Genomic DNA, 16,961 nt, shown 5'->3' with positions numbered 1-16,961 from the left:
TGCCTGCCACGCCCGAAGAGTAAAACCGTAAGGTTACTCAGGAGGTTCGGACCGCAGGCTGTCGGGGTTATTTCTATGAACCAGGCACTCGCCGACTAATACTGGCCCTCTAGGAGGCTCTACAGAAATTGGGTAGTTTTTTTAGCCATGCCCAGGGCCGTATATAAGTTTAGGCAGGTACCACCCCCTGCACATGACAGAAACTCTGTGGGTGGGCAAGCGCAACATCGGCTCTTAGGTGGGCGATAAAGCCTACCTGAAGGTTGTCCATGAACTTCTCACGTAGAACCTCTATCCGAAGTTGTTGCCTGATCCCAATCCACAACTGACTAAAATCACCGACTATGATGGAGCTGGCGTTATTTGCTGTACCATGCGTCTCAGTAATCGGCATCGTAGTTGTTGATAGGAAGGGTAGGTCTTTGATCATCGATGGCCGCTGTAAAGGCTGACCGGTCGAATCGACCAATTTTGCAAATTCCATTTCCGTTCTCGGCGCCATCACTGCGGCCGTAGCCTTTCCTGCGTTTGCATTTGCCAATTCGTAGAATGAATTGATCATCGGGTCATAGTTGGATAAGGCTGCCCCATCTACTCCCATGTCGACTGTTTTGATACCCGGCGTATTAACAATGCCTAGTGGCTCATTCGCTGATCCTGCACCATTGAGGGCGGCTTGGTCGAGCGTTAGCGCAAGACTCTGAGCAAAGGCATTCATAAGTGCCTGTTCGACATTTAACGAGTCCTGTAGGAGTTCGAAACTAACCTTAACCAACACGGCCAAGCTTTCCGCATTGAATTGTACGTTGCCAAACGTCGGATCGCTCTCCACGACGAGCGCTTGTTCAGCACGCCACGCGGCTATAGGATCGGCATCTAGCCGGGCTACGTTTGTCTCCTTGGTGTTGAGTACAACAGTTTGACATCCCGCAGCATTACACACACTTTTTGCTCGTAATGCGTCTATGAGTTGTGCCAAGAGCGCCTTAGGTACCGTATAACCACCGGCGGTATCTGTCCCGATACTGAGGGCGTTTTGTATAACCGGTGTCGTTCCTGCACCTGCCATCGCTCGCAGAATACCGCCGAGTGTGACGCCTGGCGAAGGTTGCGGTGCGTCCGTTGCTTCAGAAAATATTTCACTTGCTGGAACAATATTTTTTGGTTGATTACCCTGACCAGCAGCACCACCATTTAGCGATCGGTTATTTTGTAATGGTTTCCATGGTTGTGATAGCTTGTCTTCAAGGGTGTCCTGACTTTCCATCAACTCAGCTTGTTTGCCAAGTGCCTCTTGCTTCCGTTCTAGAGCTTCATATTTCTCGATCTCTTCAGGCGTTAAATCACGGCCTTCTAAAGCGGCCGCATCAAGCATGCCACGCATTTTATCGACGACCTTTCCACGGTCTTCGAGATAATCTTGTACTGATTTAAGTTTCATGAGTCACCTCATAATTGAGGCATCGGTGACGTATTGAATTGAGTACACGTGATACCGATGCCGAATTAACAAATTCAACATTTATCGGTAGCGTACACTCGAGCCTATGACGGGGCGGTGGAGGGGAGCTACTACAGCCAACTGTTGGGATATGACGGTCCGTTGTTGGCTCCGATAGAAGAATCAGTCCGAAGTCTTCTATATGTTTAATTTTACAGGTATTCATAGAATAAATCACTAATTGATTTCACGTGGTTTGATATCTTTAGGGGTTAGCTTGGGTAAAAAATTGATTATTTTTATCAATTGCCCCGTTGCTGCAATCGGCCCGCCAGCTTCAATAAGGCGCTTAACAGATACAGATAGCAGAGCAAGACTAATGTCATTGAAACTGTACTGTTTCGAAAGTGGTTCGCAGGCTTCCTCGATTTTTCCGGCAAGTTCTTCTTCGAAGTAGTTGTGTGGTTCATTCATTGCCAACTCCCATCAGTTGTAAATGTCTTTCGTTCATGGAGTGCTAAAATTCATGTTCAAATCAATCAGTTGATATACCCCCCCTCTATAATTCCCGCTTGTAAATACGTCTAGTAGCAGGCGGTCTAGATCCGGTAGCACTCTAGACTTTTAACCCCCCCTCCCTGTCTGTGGATTTCGATGAAATAGCAGTAGTAGCAAAAATAGCAGTACACCTACTGGTGAATATTTCTGTGTTTCTAATCATTTACCTATAAAAAAATAAGTTTAAAAATACTTTTAATAGGGAGCTGCTATTTTTGCTATTTTGCTACTTTTTACCGCTGCTTTTCGTAACCCGTTGATAGATCTGGTATCTGCAACCAACTAAAAATAGCAACCCGTTTTTTACGTATTGCTATTTTTCGATATCCCTTTATTCAGTAACCAGGGATTGACTTGAACCAGTTTTCTCTTGCCCTCTTTTATGTATCGAATGTGGTTTATTCCATCAGCCATAAGCTCAATGAACGCCTGGTCACGCCGCTGTTGATTTCGTAGTTGATGGGGTCCATATCGCAAAATTTCTGCCGGCGATACTCGACCTTGTTCATCCATGATGGGGGTGCCCTCTTTTCGTGTCAGGGTGGCTGCATGGGAGATGAGCCAATGACTCATCAGTTCTGCATCGCTTATCTCTTGTAGTTTGTTGGCGTCAAAGAATATGCGTGCTGCCTCAGTAAGGTGCCAGCCCGCTACAGCGATACCTGACATCATGTGGTCTATTGTGATTTTCCCGCCAGCTCCCTCGGCCCATACCTGGAATACACAGGCAATACGTGCAGCGTTTTCCGCGCTCTTTGAGCCGACATCCTTCACTAGTTCATACTCCCCATAAACCCCCAGCTCCTTTTCTACTGAGTTGTAATAATCCACCCAGGCATTGTGAGCGGGTTTACTGAGCTTCATGGTGGGTGGTTTCAGCTCGTATCGGTCATTGACCGGTAGTGGCAGCGAGAGAAGTTCCCGTGAGCGTAGATTGAAACGATCAAGTCCAGGCATATGCGTAGGAGGGACGGTGTAGAATCGTGTACCCATGAGCGATTCAGGGGATGCCAGCAAGGAGCGAGCTAGGAAGCCACTGCCACGCCCCCCTTTCTCTGTGATCTTTTCAAAAAAATCAGGCTGGATCTGAATTGAGAGTGAGAATCGCCTTCCGATAACATCTATCGCCCCTGCCTGTTTTCTGGTCTGCTTAATCGTATCCCCATCCCAAAGCTTATTAGCTACAGCGAGAAACTGGAGTGCATTTTCATCCTTCATGGAGTGACCACCCAGGATCACCCCCCCTTCACTCGAGTTGATCATTGCCGTCGGATATCCGGACCCTAAGCTCTTAATCAACCCCTCGGTGGTGGTATCCTCATAGTAAAGATGGGGTATCGGATCGATAAACAATTGCGTTGCTTGATCTTCCAGATCCATCAACCGCGATTCGTGTTCTTTTCGTTCCAGCTCCATTTCTGGGCCACCTTTCGCTTCCAACGCGCCGATTTTCTTGATACGGGCCTGTCTGCGTTCATTCAGGGCCGCCTGCATTGCCTTGCCTCTACGGTAGCGAGGCAATTGCTCCTCTCTTTGCTCTGATTCCCATTGCCGGATACCTTGAGAAAAGGAACCATCAACAGCGGTTTTCCGCTCGCCACTCTGAGCAGTGACAACTGAGAAGAGTGAACAAGGTGAGGTCAACCTGTTATCTCGCGCCACATCTGATAAGCCCTGCGCGACTAAGGCCATTTGTGTGAGAGCAGAGCACGCTACCATTGGGATGGGAGCTTTGACATACTCATGTACTTCAGATGCCGCATCTCGCGCAATTTCGGGAAAAGCATCAATCGGGTAGGGCTCGTTTGTAGGCGCCGTTGAGATCTGTCCGGGTTTTGGCGCACCGATCCAGCTACTCGCTGTTACATCCAGGATTGATTTTTCCTCAGTTCCCATAGCGCATCTCCAATCCTCTACGAATGCGTCGTACAGCGAGCAACTCTCGATCCCAGGGGTTACCGGGCATAGGACGGAACTCAGGACGTTGGGCACGATAGCGTGGATCCTTCCAGTTTTTCCGGTCACTTATCCGGACCTGGAGGACTTGAAGCAAGACTAAGAGTTCATGCCAAAGAGCGTATTCAATCTCCTCAATGGCTTTACGGTGGCGATAGTGGCGCTTTTCGACTGCGCTAAATGTACTTGGTTGGAATAGATCTTTCATTTCCAAGCCCAGTGCATTCACCACCGCTTGTGTCTCACACCCACCAAAACATCGAATCAATACACGCCCATCATCACCCTCGGCAATACTTAAAGATGGTGATTTATCATCATGTGCAGAGACAGGGCAGAGCGCAATAAAACGTCCATTACCAACCGAGCGAACTCTTTCAAGCCGACTGACTAGCAAGTCAATAGGGGTGGTCATTTGTAATCACCAGGTAGTGCAATATTGTAGGGACCACGAGCACATCTGGCTGAATCATATTCCCTTGAAAAGTCAGAAAGCACCATCAAACCTCTGTCTTTTCTCCATTGCCGCGATCCAGGGTAATACTTAAACCTGACACGCTTGAGATAGTGATTTGTTAGAGATGATTCCATTTATTTGGAAGCATGACGTTCTTCATATGACTGCATGTGCTTGCGGTCATGTTCATCCAGCTCATCATCAAACCACTGACGATAGCCATTAACATAATGAGGCTTGGGGAAAATGCCTTTGGTATACCAGCGCCAGATTGTTTGCGGGTGACGATCGTATCTGCGGCCAACCTTACGGATTCCGGATCTTGTCCTCACTTTAGGCTCCAAATGTATTCAGTCGTTATTGACTGATATGAAGCATAAAGCTATTTTTTCCGAAACTAGGAGGACTTGCGGAAAATATTTCCTGTGTAGCGTTCCACCGTGCGAAGGCAGACACCTTCTTTATCGGCGACCGCCTGTCGAATCGCGCCGAGTTTCCAATTAGGATGCTCGCGTTTTAATTGATGACATAAGTCAATATAACGTTGTTTTTTCTTTGCTTTATCTTGCGGCGAGCCGTGAGCTTTTTCATGGCCTTTCTTTCCGGCGGCGCGTTGCTTGTTAGCGCTTCGCACATTTTTTAGTAATTCATCAGTGAGGATCGGGCGATCACCATACTCGGTGAAACGAAGCAACAGTTCCATTTCATCGCCATAGGTTACCAATCTGTAACAACAGTCGATTGCTTTTTGTGCGTCACTCAGACAACGGAGTTTTTTTTCATTAGCAACGACCAATTCAGCGTATAGGCGTAACCTTTCATTTTCATTGTCAGATTGTTGTAAAACCTCCAGCGCTTCTATGGTGTATTTTGCTATGCTATGCCCCGCGTCTGGTTGTTTCTGTTTCCAGAAATTCATGAGCTCCTGTTTATCCTTGGAATCCAGGATGGTCCAGATGTAATCTTTAACCACAGCAGCCTCCAACAAAGTCGGCCCATTTCTCAAGGGCCTGGCGCCGTCTATCGAGCAGGGTGTTCTTGTTGTAGGTCTTATCTATCCGACCCAGGCTGTGGTTAAGGCACTTTTCAGCAATGTGAGGTTCTATGCCCAGATCATCCAGGTGAGTCCTCAGAGTTCGTCTGAAGTCGTGTGGTGTACATCGCGGTATAGGGAGGAGGGGGACCATCTTTCCGTGCTGATCTTGAGTTTTCAGCTCAAATAACCTTCGCATGGCTCGGCCTGTCGCCTTATCGCTAATGGGGCCATCTGTCCGTCCTGGTAACACCCAGGGTGACTTGCCTGCAATATCCTTGAGTTCAGAGAAAAGATCTTTCACATATGGTGAGAGAGGGACCGTCCAGGCAGTAGTTTTGCTGTTTTCTTCTGGGATAAACCAGGTGCTATCCTTCAGATTGACATGTTCCCACCTGGCTTTGAGCAGTTCATTGGTGCGGACACCTGTCAACAGAAGGATTTTAAATCCCGACCTGATTTCTGCGGACATACGGGGTGCCTTTTCAATTGCATGCCACACAGCCCTGATTTCATCAGTTGTGAGGTATCTATCTTTGATCCCCTCCCTGACACCCAGGTCTTTCCGGTCCAGTGAGTAGGCTGGGTTTCTGTCCATGAACCCCCGACCTTCTGCATACCTGAACATCTGTTTGAGGATCGCCAGGACCTTACCGGCGTGGGCAGTAGCACCCCGGTTGACCACTTTTTCAACTGCGCTGGCAATCACAGGGGTTGTGATGACTGATAGTTTCCGCTTGCCAATCACAGGCAAGATATCCCGGTCCAGGATCTCCCTGACTTTCTCAGGACGTTTGCGCTGGGGTAAGATCCGGCCAGAATAGAAATTTTCGGCCAGCTCACTGATTGTTTTGGGGTTGTCAGCTTGGGGTGCTGCGGGCTCTCCCTCTTTGTGGCGCTCCTTCGCCTTTTCCAAGGCATCCCTGGCGGCCTTCAGGCTGGTTTCTGGATATACACCCAAGGTGAGCATCTTGGTGGTTGTGCCGACCTTGTAATACCAGGCAAAGGATTTAGTGCCGGCGGGGGTGACCCTGATCCGAAGCCCAGGACAAGCCTTGTCAGGTAATTCATACCGCCTGGATATCGGTTTGATGCTGTCCAGGAATTTTGGTGTAAAACCCCGGGATGGTGTTTTTGGTTTAGAATCTGCTCTAGCCATGGCGGACTCCTATCAGTCTGTCTTGGTTAGAAGCCCGGTAGTGTTGCCGCACTGCTGGGCTTTGTTTTGAGTGAAATCAGCTTAGGGCTGAAAATATGGGCTGAAAATATTTTTCAATTAACATCCTATAACACACTATAACAGACTTTTCGTGATAGTGGTCAATAGGGTGAAAAATCACTGAAAAACAATGATAAATGGGCAAAATATGTTATGTAATGTTATGGGCTGAAAGCATCCCCTGAGCTCTTGACATGGTAGAGGTCGTTGGTTCGACTCCAATCGCGCCTACCAATGAAAACAAGCACTTATGGTTTGCCCTGAGTGCTTTTTTTTTACCTTTCGCCTAAACGGGATGCAGTGTCAGTTTAAGCTGCTGATCGTGTTTGAAATGGTGCAGGTGGAGAGTGTAGCGGCACTATATCGTCTCTGTGTTTTCAGACCGAATCCAGTTACTGAATATCTCATCAGCCGGTAGTGGGCGGCTGTAGAGATAGCCCTGTGCAAGATCGCTGCCGGCCTGTTGTAGAAACCGGGCTTGATGCGCCTCCTCCACACCTTCGGCGACCGATTCGAGGCCAAGGCTTTTCGACATCGCGATGATGGCCCGTACGATCGCTTCATCATTGTCGTCTTTACCGATATCCCGGACAAAGGATTGATCGATCTTGAGGTGGTCCAGGGGCAGTAACTTGAGGTAGGCCAGACTCGAGTAACCGGTGCCGAAATCGTCGATTGCAAATTTGACTCCGAGAGTCCGAAGTTCGCTGAGTACAGTGCGGCTCAGTTCAGGATTGCGTATCAACATCGACTCGGTGACCTCGAGTTCCAGCCGTTCAGGTGACAGTCCACTGTTGTCCAACTCCTCGGATACCATTGTGATCAGGCCTTCACGGTCGATTTGTTGCACTGATAGATTGACCGATATGCGGGGTACTTTAAAACCGTCGCGGTCCCATCTGGCGAGCTGAGAGCATGCTGCACGCAGAACCCACTGACCGATTTCGCCAATGATACCGATCTCTTCGGCGAGTTCGATGAATAGACCGGGCGCGATCAGGCCCTGTTCCGGATGCTGCCATCGAACAAGTGCCTCAATTCCCTGCAACTGCCGGGTCTCCAGGTTGACGATAGGTTGATAGTGCAGGATCAGTTCGTTGCGGGCGACGGCGTGTCGCAGGTCATTCTCCATCATCAAACGTTCAAGCGCACCCTCGGTCAAGGCATGGGTGAAAAAACGGTAGGTATTGCGGCCTTGCTGTTTGGCTTCGTACATCGCCCGGTCGGCATGGCGGATCAGCTTGTCCGAATCGTCGCCGTCATTGGGATAGAGGGTTATGCCGATACTTGCAGTCACCACCAGTTCATGCTCACCGATGATCATGGGTCTGGAAAACAGGTCGATCAGTTTACGGGCCACCACGGCGGCATGTTGAGCGTCGGTCTGTTCCTCAAGCAGCAGCACGAACTCATCTCCTCCCAACCGCGCCAGGGTATCGCTGGCGCGGATGATTTGATTCATGCGTTTGCTGACCTCCAGGAGCACCTGATCGCCCACGGGATGTCCGAGGGTGTCATTGACTGTCTTGAAGCGGTCCAGATCGAGAAACAGCAAAGCTATGGAAGCTTTTTCACGCCTTGCATGCATCAGGGCGTGATCGAAACGCTCTCGGAACAGGGCACGGTTGGGTAACCGGGTCAGGGCATCGTGGTGGGCGAGAAAGTTGATTTGATCCTGCGCCTCCTTGATCTGGCTGATATCTGTGAAAACACCAACATAGTGCGTTGTCTCGTCGTTGCCGTCTTTTACAGCACTGATGGTGAGCCATTCCGGGTAGGCATCACCGTTCTTGCGTCGATTCCAGATCTCTCCACGCCAATGGCCTGTTAATAAGAGGGTGTCCCACATCTCTTTGTAAAAGGAGTCTGGATGATGGCCCGACTTCAGCACTCGGGGATTCTGTCCCAGTACTTCTTCATGAGAATAACCGGTGATGGCCTCAAAGGCCGGATTAGTGGAGACGATGTTTCCACTTGCGTCGGTTACTGTGATCCCTTCTGCGGTGTTCTGAAAGGCCCGGTCTGCAAGACGGAGTTTTTCCTCTGCGATCCGGTGCGCCATTCTCAGTTGTTTGTCGATCAGAACGCGTCTTACCGCTTCTCCCAGTCTCGCCGGGCGGTCTTTCAAGACATAATCGTTGGCGCCCTGCCGCAGGGCATCGACGGCAGCCTCTTCACCTATGCCGCCTGAGACGATGATGAAAGGAATGTCGAGATTCTGTTGCCGCAGCAGGGAGAGGGCCCGTCGTCCACTGAACTGAGGCAGGTGCCAATCGCATAATATAAGGTCCGGTGATTTCTCAAGGGCCTCCAGATAGGCGGTTTCCCTCTGCACGCGGGTGTAGTCCAGGTCGAATCCCTCGTCCCTGAGCCGTAACGCCATCAACTCGGCATCATAGGGCAGGTCCTCGACAATGAGTATGTTAAGTGACATGTTGGGATCAGGTGGATTCGTCTGCGGTCATTGGCGCCCCGACATTGAGTGTCAGCCAATAGTCTTCGATCTGACGGACCACCTCGACGAACCCTGTGAAGGCGACAGGCTTGACCAGGTAGGAGTTGGCGCCGATATCGTAGGAAAGCGCTCGGTCTCCCTCTTCCTTTGAAGAGGTGAGAATGACTACCGGTATGCGTTTGATCAGGGGCGTCCCCTTGATACGCTGCAATACCTCGAAACCGTCCACACCCGGCATCTTAAGATCGAGCAGTATCAGGTCGGGAAGGGGATGCTTGGTACGGTCAGCGAAGTGCTCGTTGCCAAACAGGTAGTCCAGCGCCTGCTGACCGCTGTAGGAGACCTCAATACGATTGGAAAGGCGCGCTTCCTTGAACGCATCTAGGGTCAGTTCAACATCCATCCGGCTGTCGTCAACCAGTAAGATTACGGCGGGTTTGCTCATGGTCCTCGGCCTTTATTGTTTTCCTGGTCCACAGGATAGGTTGCGACAATTGTACTTAATCTGTCAACAAACTGGTTTCCTAAAATCTGATGCAGGATTAATGGATCTCGGCTACAGGCAATACGATGGTGAATTTACTACCGGCACCGATGGATGATTCCACCCTGACCTCGCCGGTCATCATACGCGCGGCCTTGGCCACGATGGCCAGACCTACTCCGGTGCCCGGGTATTCATCCTGACTGTGCAGGCGTTGAAAAACCTGGAAAATCTTCTGATGGTATTCAGGGGCGATACCGATACCATTGTCCTCGATCGTGATAAAAACCTGGTTTTCGTGCCGTTTCGACGCGATGTGTATCACCGGCGCGATATCCGGGTTGCGGTAGGTGAGGGCATTGTCGATCAGGTTGCTGAATTGTTGTCCGATCAGTGTGGCATCCCCCAAGGGTGTGGCAAGGGGTTTTTCGATGATCAGCCTGGCGTGGCAGTTTTCGATTCGTTCACTGAAAGTGACCTGCAGTCCATCGACGATGGGCGCCAGCTCTATCGGTCGCATCTGCAACGTGCCACGTCCGGTACGAGAGTATTGCAACAGGTCATCGATCAGGTCGCCCATGTGGCTGCCTGCCTGGAGGACGTTTTCCAGATAATGGCGCCCCTCTTCGTTGAGGGAATCGGCATGACGTTTGACCAGGATATGGGCGAAACCGGTTACCGCCCGCAGGGGTGCCCGCAGGTCGTGTGAAACGGAGTAGACAAATGATTCCAGTTCCTTGACGGCCGATTCCAGTTCACCGGTACGTTCGACCACGCGTGCTTCCAGCTCGTTATTCAGTCGGCTGACCTTGATTTCCGCCTGCTTGCGTTCGGTGATGTCCTGACCGATGGATTGATAGGATAGGATCTCGCCCTGAGGCGTGAACAGGGCGCGGTTGGTCCAGCGTTGCCAGCGTGTTTCCCCTGACTTTGTGATGACTTGATGTTCGTATGACTGTGTTGGTGTAATGGGTGTCAAGGCTCTGATATGGCTCATGACCGTCTCTCTGTCCTGAGCCGGGACCAAGTTGGTGAACTTGCCGCCGATCAGCGTATCAGCACTTTTTTCAAAGTAGTCGCAATAAGCCTGGTTGACGAATGTGATTTCGCCATCCGGCAGAAATCTACAGATCAGAACCGGTGTATCCTCCACCACGGCGCGGTAGCGTTCTTCGCTCTCGCGTAAGGCTTTCATGGCCTCAATCCTGTCCGTGATGTCCCGGCCCACACCGATGATGGCGGCCACATTCCCATCTTTGTCGAGCACAGCGGCATCCATCCACCCCAGCCAGCGCCACCCGGAACTTGTCATGGCGCGCTGTTCGAGGTAGGCGGTGTAGGGGGGGTGATAGAGTTGTTGCATCGCTTCAAGCGTCTTTGCCTGATCGTCCTTATGCACCAATGGCATAAACTTTTTACCCAACAACTCCTCTTCACTTGTTCCGAACATTTTACAGTAAGAAGGGCTGACGAAATCGAATCGCCCCTCCGGATTGATTTTTACTACCAAGTCGGTCTGGTTCTCCACCAGAAGGCGATATTTCTCCTCGCTCTCAAGTAAGGCGTTTTCAGCCAGCTTTCGGTCGGTAACATCGTTGAAGATCGCGACGATTTCACCACCGGGCAGACGGTAGACATAGTTTTCCACCCACAGTTGCAGACGCTCATCCCGGTAGCTGTCGATAGGAAAGTGCTCCGCCTCACCGCTCTGCCAGACACGCCTGAATACCGCCAGCAATCCTAGCGTATCGATACCCGGGAACACCTCGGTTACCCGTTTACCAATCACATCGGCGCGGCTGTTTTTGCCGATACGTTCACCCGATTTGTTGTACTCCCGGAAGACAAAATCATTGCCGTCATCCACCGCTTCGTAGACCGCAACCCCATCACTCATGCTATTCACCAGTTCACGGTAGCGGGCTTCGCTTGCGGCCAGCGCCGTTAGGCTCCGTCGTCGTTGCACGATGTGCCAGATCTCATTGGCGATCAGTTGTATCGTCTCCACATCGAGTTCCGTGTAATTGTCCATTTTATTACCGACCCCGGCCAGCATGACAACCCGATCGTTCTCAATCACGGGTAGGCTGATAAGACGGGTGAGAATGGCATGACCGTCGGGGAGTCCGTGTTTTTCCGATGTTCTCTGATAATCATTGAAAACGACCGGCTTGCGCTGACGGAATGAATCGGCCCAGATACCCGCATCCTTGATTGGGTAGTGTTTGTCATGAACCGCTTGGCAATACTCCTCCTGGGTCCGTTTTGACCAGGTCACCAGTTCGATACTCTCCTGATCCTGATTGACGAAGTGGATGAAGGAGATTTGGCTGTTGGTCAACTCTTCGGTCAGTGCCAGGCCATGTTGCATAAATTCGGTATCATCAAGTTTTTGGGCTACTTCCGGTAGTTCCAACAAAGCAGAGGCGCGCCGAGCCTGGATCTCCATATACCTTTCATGCTGTTTCCTTGCGGTAATATCGTGTAGAACGCAGTGGGTCTGCTTGAATGCACCATGAGCATCGTGACCGGTACGTCCATCAACGGAAACAGTGACGATATGGCCGTCACGATGGATAAAATCGTACTCCTTGCCCATCACCTTGCCATCAGCCAGAAAACCACCGAAGCGCTGTTCCAATAGTGGGTGTTGCTCGGCTACTATGAAATCGGAGATGTGCCTGCCGATGACTTGATCGCGGTCATCGGTGTTAAAGCCGAGTAACTCCAGCCATGCTGGATTGACATCGAGAATAGTGCCATTCTCATCCAGGGACTCGTAGGCTACCGGCGCATTCTCGTAAAACAGACGGAAGTGCTCCATGCTCTCCCGTAACGCCTCTTCGGTCTTATGCAGGGATGTAATATCCCGACCGATTCCAAGCACACCAATCAACGTACCTGAATCGTCATATAAAGGGGTTTTCGTCGTCAGCAAGAGGGCCTCATGGCCATCATCGGCAAAGGTGATCCACTCTTTGTTTGATACCGGCTCTCCTGCATCTATTGCAGCTTGATCTTTGGTGCGGAAAAAGTCGGCCAGTTCCTGATTTACGAAATCGTAGTCAGTCTTTCCCAAGATTTCTGATTCAACGGCACCAAAAAAGCGCTCAAATGTTTGATTGCACGAAAGGTAGACACCATTCGGATCCTTCAACCAGATCAGGTCGGGAAGGGCTTGAAACAAGGCGTGCAATCGCGACTCTTTTTCGCGCAGATTCACTTCGATCAGATGTAAGGCTGTTATATCCCGCGAGATACCGAATACACCGATTATTTTGCCGTTTTCATCCCTTAGTGGACCCTTTGTGGTTAAAAAGGTGGCAGCACCTTCATCGGTATCCAATGTTTGGTGAAAAGAGATAACTTTATCTTCACTGATCAGCAGTCTGTCGTTTTCCATGATCTCCTTTGCCTGATCGTATGGAAAGAGCAATGTGTCGTCGTGACCCAGCACCTCATTCCGAGATCTGCCGATAAAGTATTCCGCTTGCTTGTTAAAGAGCGTGTAGCGACCCTCTTGATCTTTGGCATAAATTGCATCCAATGAACAGTTTGCAATTGAGGAAATCAGGTTCAATGCTTGCAATCGATCTGCCTGCGCCTGACGTACACCATTGGCCAGTTCAAGCTGCTGGCGCTGGCGTAGCAGATAGAGTCCGAAAATACCCAGGAACAGGGCTAATAAACCGCTAAAACCTATCCAGACAGCATCCTGCAATGCCTCATTATAGACTTCGGACCAGTCCATCTTCGCCAACAGGAACCAATCCGTTGTGGGTATTCTACGTCCCACACCTAATACGGGCTCATTTCTGTAATCATTACCCTCGACAACATGTGCCATACCCGGATCACTCCGGGCCATTTGAACCGCCAGTAATTGCTCATCGGCAAGTGGCCAGCGGAGCCGCATCGACGATTCAGGGGCATGTTTCAGTTTATTGAGATAGACAACCTCTGTTCCATCCTGGCGGAATAGCACTACCTCACCACTACTATTGGGTACCGGCCATTCACTGACCACGGTAAAGAGGTAGTCGTTGGGATCTATATGCATGAGCAGAATGAATTCAAGTTCCTGATGTTGATTCAAATAGGGCACGATGAAATCCAGATGCTGCTGCCCTTGACTATCCTTGTAAGGTCCAAATCGTTCCACATTACCGGATTGTGACAGGTGCAGAATCGCGCTGATCGTTGCGGCATCGATGTCGGTGTGGACACCTGCACTCTTCCAGAGGCTTGTGCCCGAGCTGTCCAATAAATTTACCCCCTCAAAATGGCCGATCTTTTCTATTGCTTTCAACTGCAAACTAAGACGTTGCAAGGCGTCGTTATCATTGTTCCGATGCCAGTTCTGAAATTCTGTGTATATGGCTTGGTTGATACGAATGAAATTTGAATCCTGTAACTGCGCCTTCAACCAATCATATACAAGCTCGATCTTTAGTTCTGAAATGGCTTGTAGATGTCTGATTTCAGAGGATTTTTTTTCTTGGAATGTTGAATAGACAAGGAATGCGGTGAGGGGAAGTATAAAGAGTGCCAAGAGCAGTGTCGGCAGCCAGATAGAACGTATTCCGATTGCCAGGTTCTCATGTTGGCTATTAGCGTCACGCTGCAGGCGTTGAATCAACCAATAGAGCAGCATGGAGGTCAATATGATGAATAGCCAGCCTTTGAGTGTGCTGGCAAGCGCCATCTGGTTCGGTGAGCTGGTTACTATTTCGATCAACTGGTCGGATAACAAAATCCACACTGCCGAAAGTACAGCGTAGATAAACACGATAGTGAGTGCATGCTGTGTGGGGCGTCTATTCATGTGAAGAGTGAAATCATGCTGTTGATATAGAATATATCCTGACGATTGATGAAACGTCGCATACCTATTCTTCATGGTAGCTATTGGGATCAAAATTTGAAGGATTCACCGGGGTTTGAGCCCGTAAAATGGTGTGTTTATGGCCTCCAACAAAATAAATATTGACCTATATCATAGTGGGTTGATGAATAACTGTTGCTTATTGTCCCTCGGTATTCGGAGAAAACTACGGAATGACAGTGTTTGCATCGAGACAAAGCCAGTTACCCAATGTCATCTGAAAGTATTAGTGACCGGGACAGGTTAATTACGGACATGAAATACGATTGACGAATGATTGACATGGAATGACATTTTAGATCCATTCTAATGACTTGGGTCAGTGTAATAGTGGAACGGGGGATTCTTTTCGAAATTATCGATTATTATTAAAATCGATAGCAATTGGATATAAGACGATGTATCGTAAGCCCTGGAAGAGACACTATCTTTCGCCGGGTGAAACAGCGGAGATACTCAAGGTCACACCAGCCTCGTTGCGAGGTTGGACGCGCAAGGGAATACTCCGTGCAGAGACAACCAGAGGGGGACATCGACGCTTTCCTGTCAGTGAGGTGATCCGATTGGCCCGGATTAAAGGTCTCGATGTAAAGTCGTCACTTTTAATGTCAATCAGATTGCTGATTATCGACAGTGATATCGAATCCTGCATGACGCTTCAAAAGTCACTGAGCAGATCTGACGGTGTATCAAAGGTTGCGGTTGCGCACGATGGTTTCACGGCGGGGTGCCTGGTGACTCAATTTCATCCCGATGTAATACTCTTGGACCTTAATGTTCCGGGTATCGATAGTACTCAAATATGCGGCTTCATAAAGCATGACCACCGGACAAAATTCATCAGAGTGATTGCTATGTGTCGAAATTGTTCAAAAAAACTTCAAAAACAGATTGTGAATCTCGGTGCTGAAGTCTGTTTTTTGAAGCCCTTGCCCCTGAATTTGTTCAAGCAGGCACTGGGATTGGAAGACTTGGGCGATTAATCACTTCCTCAATGAACGACTCCGGCTTCTCCATGATCAGTCAGCCTGACAGGCCTTATCGTATCCTTGTCGTTGATGATAACGAGCTGCATCTCACGATGCATGTGGAGACACTTCAGAGTCTTCCGTGCCAGGTTATGACCACTGATTCGGGATATAAGGCACTGACTCTGGTCGAACAGGAGGACTTCGACCTGGTACTGCTGGACAAGCGGTTGCCGGATATCGATGGCGACGAGGTCTGTTACAGGATTCGCCGGGATCTCGGCAACCATCTGCTGCCGGTGATAATGGTGACCGCTTTCGGCAATCCCGAGAGTCTGCGGCATAGCCTGTCGAATGGCGCCAATGATTTCATCAAAAAGCCCTATGATCCCCTTGAACTCAAGTCGCGCGCCAGGGCAGCCATGGAGATGAAGCATCTGATCGATCAGTTGGATAATGCGGCATCGGTGTTGTTTACACTGGCAAAGATGGTTGAGGCGCGAGACCCTACAACGGGAGAGCACTGTAACCGTCTGATACGGACCTGCCGGATCCTTGGGGAAGACCTGAATCTCGCAGTTACGGATCGGGAGGCGCTGCGAAAAGGGGCCATTCTGCATGATATAGGCAAAATCGGGATACCCGATACCGTGTTGCTGAAACCCGGTGAACTGACGCCTGAAGAGTGGCGGGTAATGCGCAGACATGCTGTGATTGGTGCAGATTTGTGCAACCGGCTGAACAGCGTGCGGGATGCAGTACCGATCATACGACACCACCATGAGCGTTGGGACGGCAGCGGTTATCCTGACGGCCTCTCCGGGGATCGAATCCCATTGATTGCACGGGTATTTCAGTATGCTGATATCTATGATGCATTGAGACACGATCGTGTCTACAGTAAGGCGCAAACAGTCGAATATGTTATCGAAGTAATCGAGGATGAAATCAACAAGGGTTGGCGAGACCCTGAGATAGGCAGGGTTTTCATCGATTTGCTCATGCGTGACCCGGGCAGATTCGACGCGGATTGAGCCACAGCCTGTTGATAGCAATCCTCATCTCAACCATTTTCAGCATGAATAATATGAACCGCTCACCGTTATCTACTGATGCTGGATATACTCTATCAAGTTGGGAGCTTTAGACTGAGGCGCCTTGGGCATGGGTAAGCATAGAATCAAACGTGAAAAACAGACTATATCTGCAATGATGGCAATTTATTGTCGTGATCATCATGATACCGATAACGCGTTATGTGAAACCTGCGATCAGCTCTTGGATTATGCTCACAGACGCTTGGATACCTGTCCCTTCCAGGAAAAGAAACCGGCATGCAATTATTGTACTGTGCACTGCTATTCCAAGGATATGCGCCTAAGAGTTCAGGATGTGATGCGCTACGCCGGGCCAAGAATGCTGTTTCGCCACCCGATTCTGAGTCTATATCATATGTTGGACAAAACGCGCGAGGTTCCGGAACTTTCCAAACCCGGGAAATAACA

The 16,961-nt window shown here is 49.8% G+C and carries 13 protein-coding genes; 3 read left to right on the top strand and 10 right to left on the bottom strand.

The window, feature by feature from the left end; genetic code table 11:
* Nucleotides 1-169: 169 nt before the first annotated feature.
* The 10 genes from AB8516_RS05530 to AB8516_RS05485 all read right to left on the bottom strand — a co-directional run bounded on the left by AB8516_RS05530 (nucleotide 170) and on the right by AB8516_RS05485 (nucleotide 14,428).
* Nucleotides 170-1,441 carry a phage major capsid protein gene (locus tag AB8516_RS05530; RefSeq protein WP_369158837.1) on the bottom strand — a complete coding sequence of 424 codons (1,272 nt, stop codon included), beginning with the start codon at nucleotides 1,439-1,441 and terminating at the stop codon, nucleotides 170-172.
* A 237-nt stretch (nucleotides 1,442-1,678) separates the two neighbouring features.
* Nucleotides 1,679-1,915, bottom strand: coding sequence for a hypothetical protein (locus AB8516_RS05525; RefSeq protein ID WP_369158836.1), 237 nt, complete (start codon nucleotides 1,913-1,915; stop codon nucleotides 1,679-1,681).
* A 387-nt stretch (nucleotides 1,916-2,302) separates the two neighbouring features.
* Nucleotides 2,303-3,895: a YfjI family protein gene (locus tag AB8516_RS05520; protein ID WP_369158834.1), complete on the bottom strand. Its 1,593-nt coding sequence runs from the start codon at nucleotides 3,893-3,895 to the stop codon at nucleotides 2,303-2,305.
* The gene (locus tag AB8516_RS05515; RefSeq protein WP_369158832.1) at nucleotides 3,885-4,370 is read right to left on the bottom strand and encodes a hypothetical protein; all 486 of its coding nucleotides are present in this window, start codon (nucleotides 4,368-4,370) and stop codon (nucleotides 3,885-3,887) included. Before AB8516_RS05515 ends, AB8516_RS05520 begins: the two co-directional genes overlap by 11 nt.
* Before the next feature lie 176 nt (nucleotides 4,371-4,546).
* Nucleotides 4,547-4,744, bottom strand: a complete 198-nt coding sequence (locus AB8516_RS05510) for a hypothetical protein (RefSeq protein ID WP_369158830.1) — start codon at nucleotides 4,742-4,744, stop codon at nucleotides 4,547-4,549.
* A gap of 65 nt (nucleotides 4,745-4,809) precedes the next feature.
* On the bottom strand, nucleotides 4,810-5,385 hold the full coding sequence (locus tag AB8516_RS05505; RefSeq protein WP_369158828.1) for a hypothetical protein: 576 nt from the start codon (nucleotides 5,383-5,385) through the stop codon (nucleotides 4,810-4,812).
* Nucleotides 5,378-6,604, bottom strand: coding sequence for a tyrosine-type recombinase/integrase (locus AB8516_RS05500; protein WP_369158826.1), 1,227 nt, complete (start codon nucleotides 6,602-6,604; stop codon nucleotides 5,378-5,380). The genes AB8516_RS05505 and AB8516_RS05500 overlap by 8 nt, the downstream gene beginning before the upstream one ends.
* A gap of 418 nt (nucleotides 6,605-7,022) precedes the next feature.
* On the bottom strand, nucleotides 7,023-9,098 hold the full coding sequence (locus AB8516_RS05495; RefSeq protein WP_369158824.1) for a putative bifunctional diguanylate cyclase/phosphodiesterase: 2,076 nt from the start codon (nucleotides 9,096-9,098) through the stop codon (nucleotides 7,023-7,025).
* A 7-nt stretch (nucleotides 9,099-9,105) separates the two neighbouring features.
* Nucleotides 9,106-9,564 (bottom strand): response regulator, encoded by a 459-nt coding sequence (locus AB8516_RS05490; protein WP_369158822.1) that lies wholly within the window; start codon nucleotides 9,562-9,564, stop codon nucleotides 9,106-9,108.
* Between the two features lie 97 nt (nucleotides 9,565-9,661).
* Nucleotides 9,662-14,428, bottom strand: coding sequence for a PAS domain S-box protein (locus AB8516_RS05485; RefSeq protein ID WP_369158820.1), 4,767 nt, complete (start codon nucleotides 14,426-14,428; stop codon nucleotides 9,662-9,664).
* Between the two features lie 458 nt (nucleotides 14,429-14,886).
* Here AB8516_RS05485 and AB8516_RS05480 point away from each other — a divergent pair, with 458 nt between their 5' ends.
* The 3 genes from AB8516_RS05480 (at nucleotide 14,887) to AB8516_RS05470 (ending at nucleotide 16,959) form a co-directional block, all read left to right on the top strand.
* Entirely contained in the window at nucleotides 14,887-15,471 is a 585-nt protein-coding gene (locus tag AB8516_RS05480; RefSeq protein ID WP_369158818.1) for a response regulator, read from the top strand.
* An 11-nt stretch (nucleotides 15,472-15,482) separates the two neighbouring features.
* Entirely contained in the window at nucleotides 15,483-16,490 is a 1,008-nt protein-coding gene (locus AB8516_RS05475; RefSeq protein WP_369158816.1) for an HD domain-containing phosphohydrolase, read from the top strand.
* Between the two features lie 130 nt (nucleotides 16,491-16,620).
* A complete protein-coding gene (locus tag AB8516_RS05470; RefSeq protein WP_369158814.1) occupies nucleotides 16,621-16,959 on the top strand; it encodes a nitrous oxide-stimulated promoter family protein in 339 nt (112 codons plus the stop codon).
* Nucleotides 16,960-16,961: the final 2 nt, after the last annotated feature.

It is taken from the genome of Candidatus Thiodiazotropha sp. LNASS1, from assembly GCF_964212655.1.
Taxonomy (GTDB): Bacteria; Pseudomonadota; Gammaproteobacteria; order Chromatiales; family Chromatiaceae; genus Thiodiazotropha.
The sequence above is the reverse complement of the archived record's forward strand: the minus strand, read 5'-3'. Positions and strand labels throughout refer to the sequence as shown.